The sequence below is a fragment of the Citrobacter sp. wls829 genome (genome assembly GCF_005280825.1).
Lineage (GTDB): Bacteria > Pseudomonadota > Gammaproteobacteria > Enterobacterales > Enterobacteriaceae > Citrobacter > Citrobacter gillenii.
In genome coordinates this window covers 1-528 of record NZ_SZWP01000109.1, presented here as the reverse complement: position 1 = coordinate 528, position 528 = coordinate 1, and the positions used below count along the sequence as shown (strand labels likewise).

Here is a 528-nt window from a genome sequence, read left to right as displayed (position 1 = left end):
TGAGACAGGTGCTGCATGGCTGTCGTCAGCTCGTGTTGTGAAATGTTGGGTTAAGTCCCGCAACGAGCGCAACCCTTATCCTTTGTTGCCAGCGGTTCGGCCGGGAACTCAAAGGAGACTGCCAGTGATAAACTGGAGGAAGGTGGGGATGACGTCAAGTCATCATGGCCCTTACGAGTAGGGCTACACACGTGCTACAATGGCATATACAAAGAGAAGCGACCTCGCGAGAGCAAGCGGACCTCATAAAGTATGTCGTAGTCCGGATTGGAGTCTGCAACTCGACTCCATGAAGTCGGAATCGCTAGTAATCGTAGATCAGAATGCTACGGTGAATACGTTCCCGGGCCTTGTACACACCGCCCGTCACACCATGGGAGTGGGTTGCAAAAGAAGTAGGTAGCTTAACCTTCGGGAGGGCGCTTACCACTTTGTGATTCATGACTGGGGTGAAGTCGTAACAAGGTAACCGTAGGGGAACCTGCGGTTGGATCACCTCCTTACCTTAAAGAAACGTTCTTTGTAGTG

The 528-nt window shown here is 51.7% G+C and carries 1 rRNA gene; it reads left to right on the top strand.

Annotated elements, in window-relative coordinates:
* Positions 1 to 503, top strand: a 16S ribosomal RNA gene (locus tag FDW88_RS22295); the annotation flags it as partial.
* Between the last annotated feature and the right edge of the window lie 25 nt (positions 504 to 528).